Annotated in this window: 17 protein-coding genes; 5 read left to right on the top strand and 12 right to left on the bottom strand. The window is 41.5% G+C overall.

Going from position 1 to position 19683, the window contains the following annotated elements:
- Positions 1-17: 17 nt before the first annotated feature.
- Positions 18-446, top strand: coding sequence for an FKBP-type peptidyl-prolyl cis-trans isomerase (locus KN811_RS04025; protein ID WP_187967282.1), 429 nt, complete (start codon positions 18-20; stop codon positions 444-446).
- A gap of 133 nt (positions 447-579) precedes the next feature.
- On the opposite strand, the gene KN811_RS04020 is transcribed toward KN811_RS04025, so the two are convergent.
- The 5 genes from KN811_RS04020 to KN811_RS04000 all read right to left on the bottom strand — a co-directional run bounded on the left by KN811_RS04020 (position 580) and on the right by KN811_RS04000 (position 6216).
- Positions 580-813, bottom strand: a complete 234-nt coding sequence (locus tag KN811_RS04020; protein WP_187967283.1) for a hypothetical protein — start codon at positions 811-813, stop codon at positions 580-582.
- A 165-nt stretch (positions 814-978) separates the two neighbouring features.
- Positions 979-1791: a DUF4249 domain-containing protein gene (locus KN811_RS04015; protein ID WP_187967284.1), complete on the bottom strand. Its 813-nt coding sequence runs from the start codon at positions 1789-1791 to the stop codon at positions 979-981.
- Positions 1792-1794: 3 nt separating this feature from the next.
- Complete coding sequence (locus KN811_RS04010) at positions 1795-4425, bottom strand: TonB-dependent receptor (RefSeq protein WP_247716393.1); 2631 nt, start codon at positions 4423-4425, stop codon at positions 1795-1797.
- A gap of 57 nt (positions 4426-4482) precedes the next feature.
- Positions 4483-5460, bottom strand: coding sequence for a FecR family protein (locus tag KN811_RS04005; RefSeq protein WP_187967202.1), 978 nt, complete (start codon positions 5458-5460; stop codon positions 4483-4485).
- 180 nt (positions 5461-5640) lie between these two features.
- Positions 5641-6216 (bottom strand): RNA polymerase sigma factor, encoded by a 576-nt coding sequence (locus KN811_RS04000; RefSeq protein ID WP_187967203.1) that lies wholly within the window; start codon positions 6214-6216, stop codon positions 5641-5643.
- Positions 6217-6617: 401 nt separating this feature from the next.
- On the opposite strand from KN811_RS04000, the gene KN811_RS03995 reads away from it, so the two are divergent.
- Entirely contained in the window at positions 6618-8087 is a 1470-nt protein-coding gene (locus KN811_RS03995) for a membrane dipeptidase (protein WP_187967204.1), read from the top strand.
- A 134-nt stretch (positions 8088-8221) separates the two neighbouring features.
- Here KN811_RS03995 and KN811_RS03990 read toward each other — a convergent pair whose 3' ends face one another.
- Entirely contained in the window at positions 8222-9322 is a 1101-nt protein-coding gene (locus KN811_RS03990) for an alkene reductase (RefSeq protein ID WP_187967205.1), read from the bottom strand.
- A 98-nt stretch (positions 9323-9420) separates the two neighbouring features.
- On the opposite strand from KN811_RS03990, the gene KN811_RS03985 reads away from it, so the two are divergent.
- A complete protein-coding gene (locus KN811_RS03985; RefSeq protein WP_187967206.1) occupies positions 9421-10281 on the top strand; it encodes a helix-turn-helix domain-containing protein in 861 nt (286 codons plus the stop codon).
- 238 nt (positions 10282-10519) lie between these two features.
- Positions 10520-11677, top strand: a complete 1158-nt coding sequence (locus tag KN811_RS03980) for a HEPN domain-containing protein (RefSeq protein WP_187967207.1) — start codon at positions 10520-10522, stop codon at positions 11675-11677.
- Positions 11678-12341: 664 nt separating this feature from the next.
- Here KN811_RS03980 and KN811_RS03975 read toward each other — a convergent pair.
- Both KN811_RS03975 and KN811_RS03970 read right to left on the bottom strand, forming a co-directional pair.
- Positions 12342-12773: a hypothetical protein gene (locus KN811_RS03975; protein WP_187967208.1), complete on the bottom strand. Its 432-nt coding sequence runs from the start codon at positions 12771-12773 to the stop codon at positions 12342-12344.
- A 292-nt stretch (positions 12774-13065) separates the two neighbouring features.
- Positions 13066-13641 (bottom strand): hypothetical protein, encoded by a 576-nt coding sequence (locus KN811_RS03970; protein WP_187967209.1) that lies wholly within the window; start codon positions 13639-13641, stop codon positions 13066-13068.
- 164 nt (positions 13642-13805) lie between these two features.
- Here KN811_RS03970 and KN811_RS03965 point away from each other — a divergent pair, with 164 nt between their 5' ends.
- Entirely contained in the window at positions 13806-14426 is a 621-nt protein-coding gene (locus KN811_RS03965; RefSeq protein ID WP_187967210.1) for a JAB domain-containing protein, read from the top strand.
- A 26-nt stretch (positions 14427-14452) separates the two neighbouring features.
- Here the strand turns inward: KN811_RS03965 and KN811_RS03960 are convergent, their stop codons facing one another.
- The 4 genes from KN811_RS03960 to KN811_RS03945 form a co-directional block, all read right to left on the bottom strand.
- A complete protein-coding gene (locus tag KN811_RS03960) occupies positions 14453-15760 on the bottom strand; it encodes a hypothetical protein (protein ID WP_187967211.1) in 1308 nt (435 codons plus the stop codon).
- 318 nt (positions 15761-16078) lie between these two features.
- Complete coding sequence (locus KN811_RS03955; protein WP_187967212.1) at positions 16079-16663, bottom strand: DUF4411 family protein; 585 nt, start codon at positions 16661-16663, stop codon at positions 16079-16081.
- Entirely contained in the window at positions 16660-17817 is a 1158-nt protein-coding gene (locus KN811_RS03950; protein ID WP_247716392.1) for an ImmA/IrrE family metallo-endopeptidase, read from the bottom strand. The genes KN811_RS03955 and KN811_RS03950 overlap by 4 nt, the downstream gene beginning before the upstream one ends.
- Before the next feature lie 727 nt (positions 17818-18544).
- Positions 18545-18976: a hypothetical protein gene (locus KN811_RS03945; RefSeq protein ID WP_187967213.1), complete on the bottom strand. Its 432-nt coding sequence runs from the start codon at positions 18974-18976 to the stop codon at positions 18545-18547.
- Positions 18977-19683 lie beyond the last annotated feature (707 nt).

Here is a 19683-nt window from a genome sequence, read left to right as displayed (position 1 = left end):
TTAGATATATTTCATTTATGACTAAAGTTAAAGCAAACGACACGGTAAGAGTACATTACACGGGAAAACTAGAAAACGGACAGGTGTTTGACAGCTCTGTGGACCGGGATCCCCTGGAAGTACAACTGGGACAAGGAAGCCTGATCCCCGGCTTTGAAAAAGGGCTTATAGATATGGAGGTGAACGAAAAGAAAACCGTAACCATCCCCAAGGAAGAGGCTTATGGCGAAATTCGTGACGAGCTCTTTCATTCCGTAAAAAAAGAAGAATTGCCTCCCAATATCACCCCCGAGGTGGGTATGGGGCTGGTGGCCAAAAATCCCGATGGCTCGGAATACCAGTTACGCGTTTCAAAAGTTGAAGAAGACCATGTGGTCCTGGATGGAAACCATCCCCTTGCCGGGTACGACCTGGTTTTTGACCTGGAACTCGTAGAGATAAAATAATAAAATTCCAAAGCACCCTGTTTTCTAAAGCATGTTTGGAAAATCTGTTTTAGCAAAACCGGGTCAAACCATATTTACGGAGGCTGTCCCACAGGTTATTTATTACCGGGGACAGCCTTTTCTGTTCCGGGGGCTAATATTCCAGCAGCATACAGTTTATCTCCAGGGAAGCAAGCACTGCTATGATCTTCTCCGCATCGATCTCCCTGCCTTCGACCCTGAGGATGCGGTCACTGTCTTCCAGGTCAAAATCAATACGGGTGCGGGGGAAGTGATGAGATAATACCAGGGTGCATATGTCGGCTACAACCGGGTCGGTAATGTTGGTACTGAATATCTCTATGGTGGGTTGTAGTGTTTTTTTCATTGGATTTTGTGTTTTTGTTGCGGGTTTCCGGTTACCAGTTGCAGGTTTCTTTTAAGGGGCTTGTTTTCTGTTAAACTCTTTTTTCTCAGGGAAGCCTCCGCTTCGGAAAGCTCAGTACAGGCTTTCGAAGAGGAGGGCTTAAAGTAGACTATGAGACGCTTTGAATCACTCTACCACATATAAGGTTTTATCTACTTCAGAAAGCCTGAAATAACCGTAGGCAAAATTCTCTTCAGCAGTTGTGTTTATAATATTTCCCCGTATGTTGGCAGGTGGTGTGCCAAAAGGGCCGCTTTCTTCAGCTTCCAGGATCAGGGACATATAGTTATCAAAACGTTCGGAGATCCCGCTCAGGCTTATATCGATACTATCTCCGGCTTCGAGGTCTTCATGACTGAAACTGTCAAACATTTCATTGCCCTGTGTAAATTTATCACTATCGATATCGTATTCCGGGTTCACAAGAACATCAGCGTCAAACCTGGCCATGTAATGATTATCTTCTTCGGCGTTGTCCTGATAATAAAATGTAACCTCGATCTCATCGCCCCCGAATCCTGTTTCATTGTCCTGTTCTATACGTGTAATCCCGGGAACGCTTATAAGCTGTTCGCTGGCTGTATAGGTCTGTTCATCTACCGTAACGGTCAGCTCGTAGGTCTCGCCGATAACAGGGATGAAATTGGTGCAGACATATATTCCGGTTCCGGGTGTTTCTTTAAAATCAAAGCGGGTGCCATCACTGTTAGTTATAGACACCACGGCATTGGAAACCGGGGGGATCTCGGAGGTGTAATAATCGGTGGTTGTGCTCAGTTTAACGGTTTGCCGGCTTCCGTCAGTGCCTTTTACCCACCCTATACCGGCGTCGATGACCAGGCGCGGCTCGGCGGTGTCCAGGTCAACATTAACGGTGTCTTCGCATGAAGTTAAACCCGCAAGTACGACGAAAAGAAATATATATTTAAAAGAGGCCATGTTTTAAAATTTAAAGTTATAGGTTACACTGGGAATAATGCCAAATATGGAAAGGCGGACCGCTTCGTTAATACCGGTATCTTCATTGGGCCGGAAGCTGACGGAAGCTGAATTTTTCCGACTGTAAAGGTTATAGATACTAAAGACCCATTCGCCCTGCCAGCCCTTTTTCTTTTTTGGTTTCGGCGTATAAGTCGCCGAAACGTCCAGATGGTGATAGGAGGGGAGCCTGTCTTCGTTCCGCGATGTGTAATTGGGCACCATAATTCCCCCGATCTCGTACTGTCCTTTTGGATAGGTGTACGTTTGCCCGGTCTGAAATGTAAAACTTCCTCCCAAAGACCATTTTTCATTGAGTTCATACCCTCCGGTTAAAGACAGGTTATGCAGCTTATCGTAGGGAGACAGGTACCAGTCGCCATTGTTGATCCCCGGTTCTTCGGGAGTACGCCCCACCGTTTTTTGTTCGGCACGGGAGAGGGTATAGGAGAGCCATCCTGTGAGCCTTCCGGTATTTTTGCGCAGCAATACCTCCAGACCATAAGAACGGGCTTTCCCGTTCAGGATCACCTGTTCTATATCGTTATTGGCAATAAGGTCTGCACCATCGATATAATCGATGCGGTTCTTTACTTTTTTATAAAAGACTTCGGTTTCCAGAGAATAGGCTTCATCCCTGAAATTTTTAAAAAACCCCAATGCTACCTGGTCCAGCAGTTGTGGTTCTATAAAAGGGCCGCTGGGCGTCCAGATATTTATAGGAGTCGGGGATTGGGTATTGGAGAGCAGATGCAGGTATTGCGACATTCTGTTGTAGCTGGCTTTTATGGATGCATTATCATTCAAGGCATAGGAAATCCCTATGCGGGGTTCCAGGTTATCAAAACTGGCAATGGTCTCTCCACTGCCGTAATGTGTTGAGCCCACAGGGGTTCCTTCTTCATAGATGTGGAAATCCGGGTTAAAGACTACTGCCCGGTCATCTTCATAAACATTGACATCCTGCTCCCCATAGCGATAGAACATGCTGTATCGCAGGCCATACCTTACCGATAGTTTTTCAGAGATCTTATGTTCGGCATCGATATAAAAGGCCGGCTCCAGGGCATATTTTTTATCCAGCTGTTCAAAATTGATCCCGGAGTCTTCTCCCTTCGGCTTTAACGTACCGGGATTAAAGTCGTAATATGTAGCATGGGCGCCGTAGTGCAGGCTGAAATTATCTGATAAATGGTGTCTCAGATCGTATTTTGCGCTGTACGTTTCAATAGTATTGTCCCATTGAAAATCCTGGGCATCCAGTTCCAAGCCAAAGCGATAGTCACTGTATATCAGGGAGAGATCGGAACTCAGCTTATCGGAAAAATCGTGTTTCCACCGGAGGTTGGCCATGGTATTTCCGTATGAGCTGGAAAAACTTTTATTGAAGTTGAAAATATCCCGGCCGAAGTAACCGGAGAAATACAGGGTATTGTTTTCATTTAACCTGTAATTCAGTTTTGTATTCAGGTCGTAGAAATATGCAGAATTATCATTGTCTGCCAGTTTTAAAAAGAGATGTGCATAAGAACTTCTTCCGGCGACGAGAAACGAACCCTTTCCTTTTGCAAATGGTCCTTCCGCCAATAGCCTGCTCGATATCAATCCGATGCCGCCGTTCATGTGGAAACCCTGGTAGTCCCCGGTTTTTTGATGCACGTCCAGCACGGAAGAAACGCGCCCGCCGAAAGTTGAAGGAATACCGCCTTTATAGAGTTCCATATCACTGATGGCGTCGGCATTGAACACGGAGAAGAAGCCGAAAAGGTGGGAGTCGCTGAAAATAGGGGAACCATCCAGCAAGATCAGGTTTTGATCGGCAGCACCCCCGCGGACATTAAAGCCCGAAGAGGCTTCCCCGGCATTGGTCACTCCCGGAAGCTGTAACAGCGACTTTAACGGGTCGGTCTCCCCGAGCACCGCCGGAATTTTCCTGATCTGTTCTGCGGAGAGCCGGTTGACGCTCATCTGCGGTTTTTTGATCTCCGCAATGTTCCGCCGGTCCGTGACCACCACCTCGTCGAGCAGGGCAGCGTCCGGTTCGAGATCTACGTTGATCGCGGTTTTGTTTCCCGGCCGGATCTCGCGCGACAAATATCCCAGGTAGGAAACGGCCAGAACGGCATCTTCGGCCGAAATCCGGATATTGAAATTCCCGTTCATATCCGTTACCACACCGTTAGAAGTACCCTTTTCCAGGACATTGGCCTGGGGAAGGGGCCCGCCAGATTCGTCCAGCACACGGCCTTTTATGCTTCGGAGGGTGCCGGACTTTTTTCGCTTTACATAGATCACCCCGTTCCTGTTCTTAAAATTCAGCTGATATTTTTGTTTCAGCGTTTTTAACAGATCGGCAAGGCTGTATTCTCCCTGTTTTATTCCCGCGTCAGATACCCGGTCTATTTCTTCGTTATTATAGGCAAAGGAATAGGAGGTCTGTTGTTGTACCTGTTCGAGGACAGACCGTAAACTCCCCGGCTTGAGGCGTACCCTGACATTATCCGGAATATTGCCCTCCTGGGCCATCAATGTGGGGATATGGCCGCAAATTATAAGCACAAAGAGGGTTGCTCTTTTACATAAAAGATTCATCATACGTTTGTTTTGGATTTAATGTTTATAGTTGTTTGACGATAAAGAGGCAGAAAAGATTCAGGGGTGTTCCATATCTTGTGTTTCGTAGATTTTCAGCGTTCCGGGACCCGTAAATTCATAATGGAGGTCCAGGAGGTCGCTCAGGCCGTTCATAACTTCTTTAAGCGATGTCCCGGCGGGGTATGTTGCAGTGATGTGCTTTGTTGCCGCGGTGCCGGAAAGTGTACCGGTATCGATATGTATGCCGTAATACCTTTCGAGGGTGTTCAGGGTTTCGTCCAGAGAACTATTCCTGAAACTCAACAGACCGTCTTTCCAGGAATCGGCCCCGGCAAAGTCAGATACATGGAATGTTGCCGTATCCTTGTTCTCATCAATAATAAGGCTGTTATTCCTTAACAGGTCCGTAGTGCCGGAATCGTGATAGACTTTTACACTCCCTTCTTCCACATTGACCTGCGATAGTTCTTCTCCGGCATATGATTTTATCACAAAACGGGTCCCGGTAACCACGAGTTTATTGTTTCGAAATTGTACACTAAAAGGATGGTTGCTGTCCGGAGACACATTAAAATATGCTTCCCCGTCCAGCCTTATGTCCCTGGCCTCTGTAAAATCTTTACGGTATTCCAGTACGGTGGCCGAATTGAGCCATATTACAGAACCGTCGGGCAGGGTAAAGGCACTTGCCGGTTGTCCCGCAGCTACTTCCAGCCTGATGAAATCTTTTTGAACAAAGGCCCACCAGCCCCCCAACAGCAGTAGCAGACAGGCCGCTGCGGTATAGATGAAGGTCCTTCGCGAAGGGGGTGCAGACTGTTGTTTCATTCCGAGTCCTTTCCTGATCTTGTTCAATAGCTTACGGTCCGAAACGGTTTTCTCCTGTATTTCGGAAGCCTCCCATTCTTCTTTCATGAGCAGGGAAAACAGCAGGCGGTTTTCTTCCTTTTCCATAGCTTCCAGCAATTGCCTGGTTTCTTCGCCCGACAATTCCCCCCGGAGATATTTTTGCCACAAAACTTTTAGTTGGTCCATTTGTATTGCTTTTTAGGCCTTCGTTATAAGATATATCCGCAGAAGTGCAAAAACACCTAATGCTTTTTTGTTAAATGGATGTTAAAAATGAGTTTTTGAGTACACGAGTGTTCGGGTCTTTGTTTAGTTATAGATCGGAACATTCATATACCCGGATACTGGAACACCGGAACACTCGTATCAATTCAGAAAATAGATTTCCAGGAATAACAGGGAGATGGCAGAAAAACTGGAAAGTTCTTCCTTTAGTGTGGCCAGGGCGCGGTTCATATGGTTTTCTACCGTGCTTTTACTGATACCGAGTTCGCGGGCAATTTCTTCGGTAGACAGCCCTTTGATTCGCTTTAGGATAAGGATCTCCCGGGGGCGGTCGGGTAATTTTTCAATGGAGGCTTCCAGTGCCCGGTGGAAGGCTTCCCTGGTCATGGCACTCTCAGCATCTGCCAGGTCGGGGATCTCGGTGTCGGGAAGATCGGAAACTGCAAGTTGCAGTTCAATTTTCAGGGATTTCAGGGCCAGGTTCTTAGCTATGGTAAAGATATAGGCTTCCGGCGACCGGGAGACCTGGAGTACATGGCGCTTTTTCCAGATGATGATAAAGGTCTCCTGGATAATGTCGTCCATGTGCTTGTCCAGCTTCAAACGGATCAGGAAAGCCCTTAGTTTTCCAACATACCTGTAATACAGCGTAGTAAATGCGCTCTCATTGCCTTCTGACAACAATTTGACTAAAACGGTATCCGAAGCGTTGTTCATATCCGCTGGAAAGTTAGAATTTAAGGTAATGGCAAGTAAGGATATATCGTGTTCAACGCGAAAATAGAACTTATTATTCCATACACCGTGTTAAATTTATTGTAAAAATTTCTGTCGCTTCGTGATAAAATAACGCATATTAACAATATAGTGGGAGAGATTGATTTTAAATATTTCAATCTCATTCAATCCTCCGGCGTAACCGGGTCAATCTCCTGTCAATCTTTTAACCCTACTTTTGTTAACATGAAAAAGATGCGTAAAAAAAAGAAGGCGTTGCCCTGAGCCTGCCGAAGGAAATAAAACTTAGACAACTTCTTAACGCAGGTATTTTTGTAACTTTATATTTCCATGCTTCCGTTCATTTCATCAACACTAACCCGTCCAAAATCTTATGCGCCATGGCCAATTTTAAAAATAAAGACTGGAAAAACGGTTATGTGGACCTGCATTGCCACGCGGCCTTAAAACCCTTTGGAAAAAGTTTTAACTACGAGCCCGTGGGGATCAATCATCCCCATAGAAGCCGCCTGAACAGTATCTGGAAACACGATCCGCCTTCGATCGGTGACAAAATACTCAATTACCTGACCGGTCTCACCAAGTTCCGGCAATCGGATTTTACAAGCCTTGCAAGGGGAGGGGTCCGGGTGATATGTGCCTCCCTGTACCCCATAGAGAAATGGTTTTTTGTGAACAGGATCAAAAATGAATTTATCCGCGACATCACGGCCAATTTTGCCACTGGGATCGGAAAAAACAGGGTGGATGCCGTCCAGGCAATGACCAATTATTTTAAAGATCTCGAGCAGGAATACGATTTTTACCGGCAACTGGACGGTAAGGTCATCCGCTTGCCGGAAGGGAAATTCACATACCGGATAGTCAACAGCTATGCGGAGATCAAAGCGCTGCAAAAACAACCCTCCAAAAATATAAATACCATATGTGTAGTGCTTTCTATCGAAGGCATGCACGTACTGAACCCCGATATTGACAAAAAGCCCGGGGAGGCATCCTTTTTAAACAATCTTCAAAAGCTCAAAAACTGGGAACATCCTCCGTTTTTCGTCACGGTAGCCCACCATTTCTGGAACCACCTATGCGGGCATTCGGAGAGTTTCAGCGGCCTTGTAAAAAAGAAGGTAGATCAGACAGAGGGGCTTAATACCGGTTTTACACCCCTGGGAAAGAAGATCATAACCCGATTGCTGGACCGTACTGACGGTAAACGCATCCTCATTGATGTAAAACATATGAGCCCCGTATCGCGGAACGAGTTCTACCAGATGCTGGAAAATAATCCCGGGTTTAAAGATGTTCCGGTCATTGTGAGTCACGGTGCGGCCAACGGGCTCCGGTCTTTCGGGGACAAAACCGCAGAAGGTTCTGAGGTTGCCGGAAAGCTGAACCCGGTGGATATCAACATCTTTAACGACGAGCTCATCAGAATAGCGAAAAGCGAGGGAATACTCGGGCTTCAATTGGACGAAAGGCGGATAGCGGGTAAAGAGACCCTGGAAGAGGTTAAACATTCGGTGTGGCGATCCAAGATCATGCACTATCGTTCTGAATTGTTGTGGTACCAGGTACAACACATCCTGGAAGTGCTGGACCATGCCGGGCTGTTTGCCTGGGACTGTATGGCTTTGGGCACCGATTACGACGGCATTATAGACCCCCTGAACAGCTTCTGGACCTCCGAAGAACTGCCTTACCTGGCCGATTTTCTGGAACGGCATGCCTATAATTATATGGAATCTGATGCCCCTGAACTCCGGGTCAAGGAGAACAGGATAGAGGCCGATGAAATTGTGGCGCGTATCTTTTCGGAGAATGCCCTTAGGTTTCTGGAACGGCATTTTAAATAGAACCTTGAGGCACGTTTATAGTATTCCTGTCGGAAGACGGAGGACCGGTGACGGAGGACCGATGACCGATGTATATACCTGTCATCCGTCACCGGTCACCGGTCTTCCATCCAGAAACAAACCCTTTTTCCTTTTCAGACTACCGGTGTATCATAGACGGCCGGATAATCAATATATCCCTTGTCTCCGCCCTGGTAGTATGTATCTTTATCTCCAGGGGCGAGAGAGGTCCCGTAACGAAAACGTTCCACCAGGTCCGGATTGGCTATAAACGGCCGGCCGAAAGCGATAAGGTCGGCTTGCCCGGCCTGTAATACGGCTTCGGCAGAATCGGCCGTATACCCTCCGGCCAGGATCAGCAGGTTTGGAAATCGCTCCCTGACCTCTTTTACATAACCCGGGGTTATGGAAGGCTTGCCATTTACAGGCTGATCGGACAGGTGAATATAGAGAATATCCATTTCGTGCAGCGCATCAATGATATATTCATGGGTTGCCTTTTCCTCCTCATAAGCTGGCAGGTCGTTGATCGTAGCAAAAGGGGAGAGCCTTATTCCCGTACGTTCTTTTCCGATAGCGGCAACCACACCTTCCATGATCTCCAGTAAAAAACGGCTCCTGTTGGCAATGCTTCCGCCATAGCGATCTGTTCTCCTGTTAGTCAGGGGATGCAGGAACTGCTCCGGAAGAAAACCGTGTGCCCCGTGTATCTCCACCCCGTCAAAACCTGCTTCCACGGCATGGATTGCAGCCTGTATATGGGCGTTTACAAGAGCTTTTGCCCCTTCCGTACTCAGGCCCTCCGGTTCGGGAATAGGTAAATGGCCGTGATTCAGGGTGCGGATACTCCCGGTAGCCCTTACGGCAGAAGGCGCTACCAGGGGCGAACCGTCCTCATGGTTTACCGGGTGGCCGATACGGCCTGCATGTACGAGTTGCATAACTATTTTGCCGCCCTTGCGGTGCACTTCGTCCGTAACCCGTTTCCATCCCGCTTTCTGGGCTTCGTTGTAGATTCCCGGCGTATGCAGGTAGCCTATGCCGTTGGGGGCCACTGCGGTATTTTCCGCAATAATAAGTCCGGCGCCTGCCCGTTGCCCGTAATAGATGGCCGTGGAGGGGCCGGGAATACCTTTTTTGGACCGCCGTCTGCTCATAGGGGCCATAGCTACCCGGTTGCGAAGATGAAGTGAAGGCGTATGGAAAGGTTCCAGTAATGTTCTTTTTATGCTCATAACTAATTTGCTTTTGATGATTTACAGGGTCAAAGTTAATAGAGCGGGGGAGGGCAAAACAGATACAAAACGGGGTTATTTTTGTACTTTTACAGGTTATGGAACAAAAGGTATTATATCGTCCCTTTGAATTGTATGTATCCGATATGGATTGCTGGGGTCAACGTCCGCTGGTCTATCACTTTTTTGAGATCGTGCAGATCCTGGAGGGCAGGGGGAGTCGTGAGGTCAACAACAATCACTTTCCTTATGACCAGGGCAGTATTTTTCTCTTTACGCCACTGGATTGCCGGGGGTTTGATATCGAAGAACCCACACGTTTTTGTTCCATCCGTTTTTCTGAAATGTTCCTGGGACAGTGCAAAACCAAGGCCGAAAAGGAGCGGACCACCGAATGGCTGCGACAACTGGAACACATTTTCTTTCATCACAACCGCTTCCGGGAATTAAAAATAAGACGGCCGGAAGACGGCCGGATGATCTCGGGGCTCATTCACCATATGGTAGAAGAATATACCCACAAACCACCCTTGTATGAAGAAAACCTGAAACATCTTGTTACCCTGGTACTCAATATACTATCCAGAAATGTCACGGACGATACCGTTGCAGGCCATGTGCAACAGGAACCGCTGATAAACCGTATACTCCTGTATATCCATGAACATATCGGAAATCCCGAAAAGCTCCGTATAGAACACCTTGCGGAAAGGTTCAATCTTTCGGCCAACTATGTGAGCGAATATTTCAGGAAGTTTACCGGGGAGAGCCTGCAACGCTATATTACACAATACAAAGTACGTCTGGTAGAACAACGCCTGGCACACAGTCCGCTTACCGTAAGCCAGATCGCAGGTGAACTGGGCTATACCGACGAAAGCCACCTGAGCCGTCAGTTCCGTAAATACAACGGCCAGAGCCCGGTAGCTTACCGGAAAAGTGCGGGGAGAGGGTATTAGTTCCTTGCAAACACTTCAGTAATTATTATTGCTTTTTATCTTCCTGCTCCGGTAGTTCTTCGTATCTGAAAACAGCCTGATGGCTTGTATTCAGTGCTTCGACCAGGATTTCCTGTTCTTACCGCACATAAAAAATGCTTTTTTATTTGGGTCTTCTATATTCATCTGGGTGTACAATAAACAGATAGAGGGCAAGCCAGCCTGTTCCATTTTCTGTTAACCTATAAATAATTATATCATGAACACTTCTATACAAGAGGCAATCAATCGGCTGACCAATCTCCTGGAGGCGCAGTATATTTATGCTTCAGCCATGCCGGCAGGCAAAGAAGAAAGAACATTACTGGTCGTATTGTTAAAGGAAGGAGATCCCGGCCTGTCGGAAGACGTGGTCTCACTTACCGGGAAAGTATTCCGGGAGCATACCGGTTTTTTACTTCGGGTATATTCGCTTCCTTATGCAGAGCGGTTGATCCGGGAGGGAAACCTCTTTTTTATTCGCATTTGTCAGACCAAAAACCTGGTATACAGGCATCCGGAACAACATGCTCCGGCTCCGGCAAAAGATATGGACCAGGAGCTAGCCCTTGCAGCTGCAAAAAGAAACTTTGACAGCGGAATGGCCAGGGCCAGGGCTTTCCGGGAAGGCGCAGTATTTTTTGAGAAAAAGGAAGATTATTCGCAGGCTGCATTTATGTTGCATCAGTCAGTGGAGTTGGGGTTCCGCCTTGCCGAACTGGAGGCCATGGGCAAGGAGAAGATATGTCACAGCATTACGGGACACCGTAAATATGTAAAGGTATTTATCCCGGAACTATATACCTTATTTAATCCGGAAAAGGAAGAAGAAAACAATTTGTTGCAACTGCTGGACCATGCTTATAAAGGAGTGCGTTATAGCAGGGACTTCAGTATTACGCCGGAACAGCTGGCACATATCAGTGTCAAATCGGAGAAGCAACTGGCTATCCTCGAAAAATTGTTCAATCCCGAAGGCGGGGAAATATATGGAACGAAAAGTATAAACAAGGAAAAGGCTGGGGAAAGATCATCAGAAAATACTTTGGAGGAATTCCAAAACATAAAACAGGGCTTGCAAAAACTCGTAGCGGGAAAGTTTTTTAAACTTCGTCCCGGTTCGCCGAGGACATTTTACAAAAGTGATTTTATGTTCGACGGCCCGGCAGATGTGTTGTATAATGTATCAGGTCTTATCAAAGTGTGTATCGTAGCCCTTGGAGATTCGGGGGACAGTTTTTCCGAGCTTGTGCCACAACCTCATATCAATATACGATCGGCACTCGAATTTGCGTTACAGCTGTTGCCATATGAAGAAATGGAATACCTGGATGATCTTATAAAAAACATAGACGAAATAAAGATCCCAATGGAATAAATGCCTTAGGTGGAGTTTAGAATAAGGTTGGTCGCTTATTCTAAATACTTCGCCAAATCGTACCGATGCCCAGGAAGTTTTCAAATACGCGAGTATTGAGCGGGTAGTTTTGATGAAAAAAGTAAAATCGGGGACAGACTGAAATTATATATTTTACATAATATAAATTATAGTTCAAATACCTGTTTCTGTAATTTACACTGTATCGGCCGCATTTGCCCTATAATTATATTATGTAAAATATATAGATCAGGCTTTCCTGAACGTTTTATCTTTTAAAGAGAAAAGTAAAATTCGGCTTTTTAAGGACGGCCGGTATTTTAACTATAATTTGCCGTTATGTAAAATTGCCGTCTTTGCCAACGTGCTATTGTTTTGTAAAAATTAAATGCTTTAGGCATTTATTTTCACACACAATTCCCAGCCGCTTTGCCAGCGCTAAAAAAGCAGAACGTTTTGGCTGTTGCCTGATAATTACGCTATACCGGATATTTTGGCTGAGAAAAGTTTTTAAGAGAGTTTTGGCCTGCCTGTCCGTAACCGCTAAAAATTTTCCCTGCCGCATGCTCCTGGTTGTAAAATTTCTTAGCCGTTACTCGTTTCTCGCTTCTGTTGGACGCTTCCCGATTCTGACACATCCTACTAATATTATGTCAAATAGAAATTATAATTTGTCTTTGATGTTTTGTATTTCGTACTGGCTTAATTCTTTTATGGCATTCGTAAAAACCTTGATTTGCCAGTTCGATAGATTTGGCATTGCAGGTATTTCATTTTCAAAGAATATCCGGTTATCCGGGGTTTCAAAGATCGTGGACGGAATTAAATACAATATTGTGGGTGTTTCTTGTAGAATAACAACTAACGCCACCGAAAGATCGTCCTTTAAATCTCCGAGTTTATGTTTTGGGATTTTTATATCTCGTTCTATATCAAGGTTTATCGAGCAAAGATATAAGTTGTGGATATTGCCTTTTTTGGTCTTTAAAATATAGTCTGTTCCTTCGCTCCCACTGCGATTTGGTTCTACCTCAAAGTTCGCTGTTTCTGTTTCAGCGAACATAAAGTTTTGTATGTCGTTGTCTGTGGGGATCATAATGAATAGTTCGTGTAATCTTCCCGGAAGCTGGGGTCTTTTCTTTTGTCTTGATACAAAAGAAACAAAAAATCAAGGCTTCAGAAAACTTTGGAAACAATGTACGGGTCGCTCGCTATATTTTAGGAACGTTTGTGTCTTATTCAGCCCGTTTTGAACTCTGTTGATTATTTATCGGTTTAAAGAACCTTATAGCCAGCCCCCTAAAATATTTAACGCTCACTCCCCTATTGTTTTAGCCAAAGTTTTCTGAGGCCGGGATTTAGATTGTGAATTTTAAGTACAGTTTGTTCTATTTAACGTTATCAGCAGGGTAAATTTCTACCATTATAGAATTATCAGGAGCATTAGATATTCCAAACTTTTTTCCTGTAACACCATATGTTTGTAAGATCATAGGCTCAATTTTATCATATCCATTATTTCTTAGCAATATTTCTACTTCTTGGGCTAAAATTATACTTTCCTTATCTCCTGGATACCCAATGGTTATGTGAGAATAATTTATTTTGCCACTATAACTTTCCCTAAAGTTTTTTATTTCATTTAATAATATCTCTGCATCACCATTGGTTACATGTCTTTGTTCAATCCCTTCATAAGTGTCACCAATATTACCAAGATTAGTTCCAGTGTTTACATTTTTTGAATCGTCAATTTTAATTGGAGGTTCTTTTTTTTCAGTGTTTTCATTCTGTTTTGACGGGATGTTTGATTCAAACCAAAGAAACTTAGCATGCACACCTCTGGATCGATCAATATTATATTGTACTAAAAAGACCACAAAAATCAAGACGATTATAATTACCAAAACAAGGAAAGTGGTTTTTAATACTTTATCTTCTAATATTTTATTAATTATTTCCATTTTCATTCAAATTATATACTATTGTTTATTTATTCTTTTTTCTTACCAAATATACAGAATTATAGCAATCAACAATTTACGGGAAACCGTATTGAAATCTCCGAATAACATCATATCCCCTTAATTTTGGAATTTTTACTTAATACTATTTGTATATTTGAAATATGAACGTACGTCTTACCCAGGAACAAAAAATAAGAATTTTAAACTCCGATGATGTCTATAAGGTCATGCAGCAGGTTTTGTTGCGTGAGAATAAGATCAGGCGAAATCAGGAGCATTTTTGGGTAGTCGGGTTAGACAATGCGAACAAAATCCTCTTTATAGAACTGGTTAGTCTTGGGGCGGTTAATCGTGTTATGGTCAACCCGCCGGAGATATTCAGAATGGCTATCTACAAAATGGCTGTAAAAATGATCCTGGTACACAATCATCCGAGTGGTGAAACAGAACCTTCCCAAGCAGACCTGGATTTAACTGATCGGATGATGAAAACCGGGGAACTGATTAACATTGAAGTTGTTGATCATTTGGTTATTTCCGAGCATAAATATTATAGTTTTGCCAATGCAGGTGTTATGAGCCAATTAAAAAAGAATGGCAAATACGAAATCCTTGATAAAGAAAAAGCTGAAACAAGAAAGTGGCAAGCTGAATTTGAAAAGGAACAGGCAGTTAAGGACAGTAACCTTATGATTGCCAAAAAAATGAAAAATGACGGTATTGATATAGATACTATCAAAAAATATACTGGGCTTACTAAATGGGATATTAGAAAGTTATAAATTTGAACACTCTTGGTATAAATAAACTACTGTTTTAACATCTCATATCCCAAATTATTCCATTTATTAAGATCCGTCATGGTCTTTGCTCCACTAATGAGTTTAGAAAGTTCTTCATAAGTCTGATCGTCTTCAGCCATTTCTTTTAAGTGAAGGAATCTTCTGTGGTTAGCTCCTACACCACTAAAAGGAATAGGAAAAAACCTATGCCATTCAATATTTGATTTTGGCATAGAAAACATCCAGCCGTCTACCTTCGGAAAAAGTTTGTTGAAACTTTCAAATGCATTTGGGATTTCCTCCACAGGTATACCTGTGTTTTCAGAAATATACTGGTATTCTTGTTCGCGTAGGTCTGTTAAAATAAATCCTCCCATTACATAAGTGAAAAATTGCCAAAAAACAGGATATCTATGAAAAAATGGTTCTTTTACAAGAATGGCAAGCCCATTTTTAATTGTTTGAGGGATACCTAAGTAATCCAAATTTTCTGAAAATGTATCTTCTAAGAATGCTTCTCTATGATTTTCAATTAAATGCTCTGTACATGATTTTAAGATTGTTAAACGAGCCATGTGCTCTACATACAGAGCTATCTGTAATGGTGAGTTTTCTGCTTTGTAAAATAAAGATTTAAAACAATCGGCCGATAGTTCTTCTACTTCATCATCATACTCCTCCGTTTCAAGTTCGTGACATATTTTAGCCGTCACATTTTTGTATTTAATGAAAGTTTCAAAGAGCTGTTTAATCCTCTTAACAGGATTACTTGAGAAAAAAGAACCGCTATTGATTTTAAAAAAGTAATCATCTAAATTTTTGAAGCCTTCGTTATCAGGATAATCTTTCTTTAAATTCTTAATTTGTTTTAAAAGTTTTCTTTCTAAAAGATAGGAAAAACGCAAAGTTTCAATTTCTTTTTCTTCAGTAGGTTGATTAAGGAATTTTTCTAAACATTTCCTTGTTTTTTTTAAATCAGAATTATCAATTAATTCGATACCAAGTTCCTCCCCTTTTCTTTTAAAGTAATCAATTGAATTTCTTGTTTTTTTAACAATAAATATCCCATTACCCATTTTTAGATAAACGAGCCATCCTTTAACCTTGAATATTTCACTAAAACCCCATTTTCCTGATTTAATCTCTACAAGTTTTTTAGTAGTAGTATCTTCCTTGAAATCAGTAAAAATTATATCTAATTCGAGTATTTCTTCTGTTTCTCTATGTATTATAGACCTTTCTACATAAAGTCCACCACTTTGAAAGTACGCACAAATATAGTCTTCATAGTCCTTTTCAATAGGGTTACTTTCTAATGTAATTGCTGTGCTCATTGATAATAAATATTGGTAAATAAAGATTTCATACAAAGATAAAGATACTAACAGGCAATAATTTACGGAAAACCACATCGAAAAATTTTGGCTGAACAACCCATTCCACACACATTGCCCTCCCCTCCTACTGCCACTCCCGGCAAAGAGTGTTCCATTACATTTTTAAGAAAGTTAAGGAGAAAAACTTTTCAGAAGATTATAAAGGCAGAATGCTTTTTCCCCAAAGCAAAGTTACATAACGCAAGTACATTATAGTTCAAATTGTATTGTATCAATATAGCGGTGAATACTGTTGGGCGTATTTGTAGTATTTAGTTATTTGTTAATAAAATCAACATTGATCTCATTATTGAATTTATTTATCAATTCGGGTAATGCGAGCACATTAATGTTTAATATAGCGCAAATAGCTGGAATCTTTTGAAATACTTTCAAATCATTTTGAGCTTTTGTTTCTTCTGTTACAAGGTAAATTTCTTCAAATGTTCCTTGATTATTATGGTTTAAACAATAAATAATCAGCTTGGCATCTGCTGAATTTAGCCACCTCTCTTTTTCCAGTTCAAATTCAAAATCTTTTAATTTATTTTTCATTACTCCAATAGAAAACTGATTTTCTACTTGGCGTATAAACTTTGCAGGTGCTGGAGGAAATAAATCATCGGTTTTTAAAGGAATTTTATATTTCTTTTTGAAATCTTTATCTTCTAAAAAGTCGAGTTTTTTTAAAACCAAACCATTAGATTGAAATTTACATTCTGTAAGAACTGCGTCTAAAATTACAATATCACCTGACTGAATTTTTTTCTTTACTAATTCATAAAGATTATTGTTTGCATCAAATGGTAAGTAGTAACGAACCAAGGCAATAAGCGAACTGGTATCTATTACTATTCTCATCTAATAAACTGGGTTAATTTTTCGGGTTTTATATTTAGTCTTTTACAGACTTCCTGCTCGTTGATAATACCTTCGTAAAATGCAGTTTGAATTGTTGAAATCAACAAGGGAGAATTAATGGGTTTCGGACTTGAACCACCCGGCTTTTTACCCATCTCTTTTTCCAATTCTCTTTGCTTCTTTTCTTTTTCTTTTCTTGCTCTATATTGTTCTTCTAAATCGATTTTTACCTTGTTGTAATTAGTATTGGAAATTTGATTTTTGAACAAAAGCCTTGTAAATAATGCTAATCTACTAAGGTGAGTTTCCATCGAAATTTTTCCGATTAAATCAAAATGATAATCATTTTTCGCACTTGCAGTTTCTAAATTATCTAATACATCACCATATTCGCCAACTAAAAAATAATAAGCAAAATCGTTACACCATCTTTCTACTTTTGAAAGACTTGCTCCTGTCATGTCATTGAAGTCAATTTTTTCAATTTCCTCAATATTTAAAAGGTAATGACCCAATTCATGAGCCAATGTGAAAATTTCTCTACTCATTGCATCTTGCATACGCTTTAATACAATGACATTTGGATTAAGAAAGAACCCCTCAATGTTTGCAGTATCTTTTTTGTTCCAAGTTTCTACAAATTCAAAAACCAAAACATTTTTTTCTGCAAGCTTACCAATTAATGCTTTTAAAAAATCTTTATTTTTTCTATACTTTTTAGGATAAAACTCGGCTCTAATTGCCTGAGCAACTACTTTAGATGAGTCTTGAACCGTATAGACAGGAACGGTACGCTCAATTTTTAATTCGGCAAGTTTTGCTATTGTAGAGAGCGAAATTTTAAATTCTTCAAATTGGTTAACTATTTTTTTGGCTCCAAAATTCAGTTCTGTATTGAATTTTTTCTTCCTGAAAAATATACTTGCTTCTTTGTTGGCTTCGGGGGTTTTTGGGTCTAAATAATAGTGAAGTCCTTTATTGAAAATTTTATCAATTCGCTTTAAATAGGCAACTTTTATGTTTTTGACAAACACATCATTTTCAGTTAAAGAATTTTTTAATCCTTTACTAATCATAGCCAAAAACTCCTTGTGCGAGATTTTATATAAATCCAGCAAATAATTTAATCGTGCTATGTTTTGTTCTATTTTCAAGAAGGTGTTTTATTTTAATGCAAAGTTACGAAGTCTTTTTATCTTCAATATTTAAATAGTAATTCAATCTGTCCATATTTGTAGAGTTTATTCATTTTTCTTTTTAATCAGGGTGTTATCAAATATAGAAAAAGTGTCGTAACAAATTTTACGGGAAGCCACATTAAAATAGAATATTTTGTCTATTCCACCATTCCATACACATTCCCCTACTCTCCTACCGTCGCTCCGGGCAAAGAGTATTCCATTCGTTGGGTAAAGGATGTTAGGCGGAAAAACTTTTCAGAAGATTATTTTGGTAAGGATGCTTTTTTCCCAAAGCAAAGTTACATAACGCAAGTACATTATAGTTCAAATACCTGTTTCTGTAATTTAAACCAAATTGGCTGCATTTGCCCTATAATTTGCCGTTATGTAAAATTGCCGCTTTGCCAACGTGCTATTGCTTTGTAAAAATTAAATGCTTTGGTATTTATTTTTACACACAATTTCCAGCCGCCTGGCCAGCGCTAAAAAAGCAGAACGTTTTGGCTGTTGCCTGAAAATTACGCTATACTGATTATTTTAGCTGTGAAAAGTTTTTGAGGAAGTTTTGGCCAGCTTGTCCGTAACCGCTAAAAATTTTCCCTGCCGCATTCTCCTGGTTGTAAAATTTCTTAGCCGTTACTCGTTCTCGCTTTTGTTGCACATTTTTTTTAATCCATCCTTACATTATGTCAAATAGAGATTATAATTTGTCTTTGATATTCTGAATTTCGTACTGGCTTAATTCTTTTATGGCATTGGTAAAGACCTTGATATGCCAGTTCGATAGATTTGGCATTACAGTTATCTCATTATCAAAGAATATTCGGTTATCAGGGGTTTCAAATATTCTGGACGGAATTAAATACAATATCGTGGGTGTTTCTTTTAGAAGTACAACTAAGGCTATCCATAGATCGTCTTTTAAATCTCCGAGTGTATGTTTGGGGATTTTTATATCTCGTTCTATATCGAGGTTTATCGAGCAAAGATATAAGTTGTAGAGATTGCCTTTTTCGGTCTTTAAAATGTAGTCTGTTCCTTCTCTCCCATTGCCATTTGGTGTAACCACAAACTTCGCTGCTTCTGTTTCAGCGAGCATAAAGTTTTGTATGTCGTTGTCTGTGGGGATCATAATGAATAGTTCGTGTAATCTTCCCTGAAAGATGCAGCCTTTTCTTTTGTCTTGATACAAAAGAAACAAAAAATCAAGGCTTCAGAAAACTTTGGAAACAATGTACGGGTCGCTCGCTATATTTTAGGAACGTTTGTGTCTTATTCAGACCGTTTTGAACGCTGTTGATTATTTATCTGTTTAAAGAACTTTAGAGCCAGCCCCCTAAAATATTTAACGCTCACTCCCCTATTGTTTTAGCCAAAGTTTTCTGAGGCCGGGAAAAGATCGTGACAGCCAGGCATACTATAATTAGTCCTTTGTAGAAACCAGTAAGTCCCGGATATCTACATCGAGTATTTCCGCTATTTTTTTCAAATCCTTTAAAAAAACTTTTCAGAAGATAAATAAAAGCAAGATGCTTTTCCCCCAAAGCAAAGTTATCCTTCGGCTATACTCAGGACAGGCTACACACAAGTACATTATAGTTCAAATACATGCTTTGGCCATTTAAGGGATTGTGTATACGCCGAACCGGGTTGGGTATGCTGCTTAAGCAATCCGGTAAGCGGCGAACTGAACCCCTTACGCCGCAAACGTAAACCGGTATGCCGCTTAAGCAACCCGGTAAGCGGCGAACACAATCCCTTATACCGCAAACGTAAACCGGGCTGCCGCTTAAGCAATCCGGTAAGCGGCAAACTGAATCCCTTACGCCGCAAACGTAA

The sequence above is a fragment of the Sinomicrobium weinanense genome, from assembly GCF_018863395.1.
Lineage (GTDB): Bacteria > Bacteroidota > Bacteroidia > Flavobacteriales > Flavobacteriaceae > Sinomicrobium > Sinomicrobium weinanense.
This window is presented reverse-complemented; position numbering and strand designations above follow the sequence as displayed.